The sequence below is a fragment of the Vibrio sp. vnigr-6D03 genome (assembly GCF_002835515.1).
GTDB classification, from domain to species: Bacteria; Pseudomonadota; Gammaproteobacteria; order Enterobacterales; family Vibrionaceae; genus Vibrio; species Vibrio penaeicida.
In genome coordinates this window covers 1-3285 of the sequence record NZ_PIZL01000030.1, presented here as the reverse complement: position 1 = coordinate 3285, position 3285 = coordinate 1, and the positions used below count along the sequence as shown (strand labels likewise).

Below are 3285 nucleotides of genomic sequence, written 5' to 3'. Positions count from 1 at the left end.
CGCTCTTTAACAATTTGGAAAGCTGACGAATAACAACAATCCCCTTATCTTCGGATAAGCGTTGTTATTCAAATTAAAAGTTCTCAAATCCTAGATGACTTGTTCATTTAGGTACCAACACACATTCAAGTGTTCTTGGGTTTTCACGAAAGTGAAAACATATTTGAGTCCGGCAAAATCGAAGTGTTGTCTCGCTCATAACAAAGAGACAACAATAAACCTTGGTTGTTTGCCATACAGAAACCTCTTGGGGTTGTATGGTTAAGTGACTAAGCGTACACGGTGGATGCCTTGGCAGTCAGAGGCGACGAAGGACGTATTAACTTGCGATAAGCGTAGATTAGGCAGTAAAAGCCACTTGAGTCTACGATTTCCGAATGGGGAAACCCACTTACATAAGTAAGTATCCTGTTGTGAATACATAGCAACAGGAGGCAAACCGGGGGAACTGAAACATCTAAGTACCCCGAGGAAGAGAAATCAACCGAGATCCCGAAAGTAGCGGCGAGCGAAATTGGGTTAGCCCTTAAGCTTTTTGTGCGTCAGGTGAAGTCTCTGGAAAGGGACGCGATACAGGGTGATAGCCCCGTAACCGACAACGCACATTAAGTGAAATCGAGTAAGGCGGGACACGTGATATCCTGTCTGAATATGGGGGGACCATCCTCCAAGGCTAAATACTACTGACTGACCGATAGTGAACCAGTACCGTGAGGGAAAGGCGAAAAGAACCCCTGTGAGGGGAGTGAAATAGAACCTGAAACCGTGTACGTACAAGCAGTAGGAGCACCTTCGTGGTGTGACTGCGTACCTTTTGTATAATGGGTCAGCGACTTATATTCAGTGGCAAGGTTAACCGTTTAGGGGAGCCGTAGGGAAACCGAGTCTTAACTGGGCGTTCAGTCTCTGGATATAGACCCGAAACCAGGTGATCTAGCCATGGGCAGGTTGAAGGTTGAGTAACATCAACTGGAGGACCGAACCGACTAATGTTGAAAAATTAGCGGATGACTTGTGGCTAGGGGTGAAAGGCCAATCAAACCTGGAGATAGCTGGTTCTCCCCGAAAGCTATTTAGGTAGCGCCTCGGACGAATACTACTGGGGGTAGAGCACTGTTAAGGCTAGGGGGTCATCCCGACTTACCAACCCTTTGCAAACTCCGAATACCAGTAAGTACTATCCGGGAGACACACGGCGGGTGCTAACGTCCGTCGTGGAGAGGGAAACAACCCAGACCGCCAGCTAAGGTCCCAAATTACTACTAAGTGGGAAACGATGTGGGAAGGCTCAGACAGCCAGGATGTTGGCTTAGAAGCAGCCATCATTTAAAGAAAGCGTAATAGCTCACTGGTCGAGTCGGCCTGCGCGGAAGATGTAACGGGGCTAAGTAGTAAACCGAAGCTGCGGCTGCAATCTTTGATTGCGGGGTAGGGGAGCGTTCTGTAAGCCGTTGAAGGTGAATCGTAAGGTTTGCTGGAGGTATCAGAAGTGCGAATGCTGACATGAGTAACGATAAAGGGAGTGAAAAACTCCCTCGCCGGAAGACCAAGGGTTCCTGTCCAACGTTAATCGGGGCAGGGTAAGTCGACCCCTAAGGCGAGGCTGAAAAGCGTAGTCGATGGGAAACGGGTTAATATTCCCGTACTTCTTACAATTGCGATGGGGGGACGGAGAAGGCTAAGTGGGCCTGGCGATGGTTGTCCAGGTTCAAGTGCGTAGGCTGATGGTTTAGGTAAATCCGGACCGTCATTAAGGCTGAGACACGACGTCGAGTCACTACGGTGATGAAGTCATTGATGCCATGCTTCCAGGAAAAGCCTCTAAGCTTCAGATTGTAAGGAATCGTACCCCAAACCGACACAGGTGGTCGGGTAGAGAATACCAAGGCGCTTGAGAGAACTCGGGTGAAGGAACTAGGCAAAATGGTACCGTAACTTCGGGAGAAGGTACGCTCTTGACGGTGAAGTCCCTCGCGGATGGAGCTATTAGGAGTCGCAGATACCAGGTGGCTGCAACTGTTTATTAAAAACACAGCACTGTGCAAAATCGTAAGATGACGTATACGGTGTGACGCCTGCCCGGTGCCGGAAGGTTAATTGATGGGGTTAGTCTTCGGACGAAGCTCTTGATCGAAGCCCCGGTAAACGGCGGCCGTAACTATAACGGTCCTAAGGTAGCGAAATTCCTTGTCGGGTAAGTTCCGACCTGCACGAATGGCGTAATGATGGCCACGCTGTCTCCACCCGAGACTCAGTGAAATTGAAATCGCTGTGAAGATGCAGTGTACCCGCGGCTAGACGGAAAGACCCCGTGAACCTTTACTACAGCTTGGCACTGAACATTGAACCTACATGTGTAGGATAGGTGGGAGGCTTTGAAGCGCAGTCGCTAGATTGTGTGGAGCCGTCCTTGAAATACCACCCTTGTAGCTTTGATGTTCTAACTTGGCCCCATTATCTGGGGTGAGGACAGTGCCTGGTGGGTAGTTTGACTGGGGCGGTCTCCTCCCAAAGAGTAACGGAGGAGCACGAAGGTGGGCTAAACACGGTTGGACATCGTGTGGTTAGTGCAATGGCATAAGCCCGCTTGACTGCGAGAATGACAATTCGAGCAGGTGCGAAAGCAGGTCATAGTGATCCGGTGGTTCTGAATGGAAGGGCCATCGCTCAACGGATAAAAGGTACTCCGGGGATAACAGGCTGATACCGCCCAAGAGTTCATATCGACGGCGGTGTTTGGCACCTCGATGTCGGCTCATCACATCCTGGGGCTGAAGTCGGTCCCAAGGGTATGGCTGTTCGCCATTTAAAGTGGTACGCGAGCTGGGTTTAGAACGTCGTGAGACAGTTCGGTCCCTATCTGCCGTGGGCGTTGGAAGATTGAAGGGGGCTGCTCCTAGTACGAGAGGACCGGAGTGGACGAACCTCTGGTGTTCGGGTTGTCATGCCAATGGCATTGCCCGGTAGCTAAGTTCGGAATCGATAACCGCTGAAAGCATCTAAGCGGGAAGCGAGCCCTGAGATGAGTCTTCCCTGACACTTTAAGTGTCCTAAAGGGTTGTTCAAGACCAGAACGTTGATAGGCAGGGTGTGTAAGCGTTGTGAGGCGTTGAGCTAACCTGTACTAATTGCCCGTGAGGCTTAACCATACAACACCCAAGGGGTTTTGCACTGAGATTGTTCCAGACAATCATCAGCACTTCCTACATCCATGTAGGTCGTGGACTCAAAGCAAGAACAGATTGAATGTGTAAGAACTAGAAACAGCTTTCCGAATTAAAGAAT

The 3285-nt window shown here is 50.0% G+C and carries 1 rRNA gene; it reads left to right on the top strand.

Going from position 1 to position 3285, the window contains the following annotated elements:
* The first annotated feature begins 259 nt into the window (after nt 1–259).
* Nucleotides 260–3149, top strand: a 23S ribosomal RNA gene (locus CW749_RS22585).
* Nucleotides 3150–3285 lie beyond the last annotated feature (136 nt).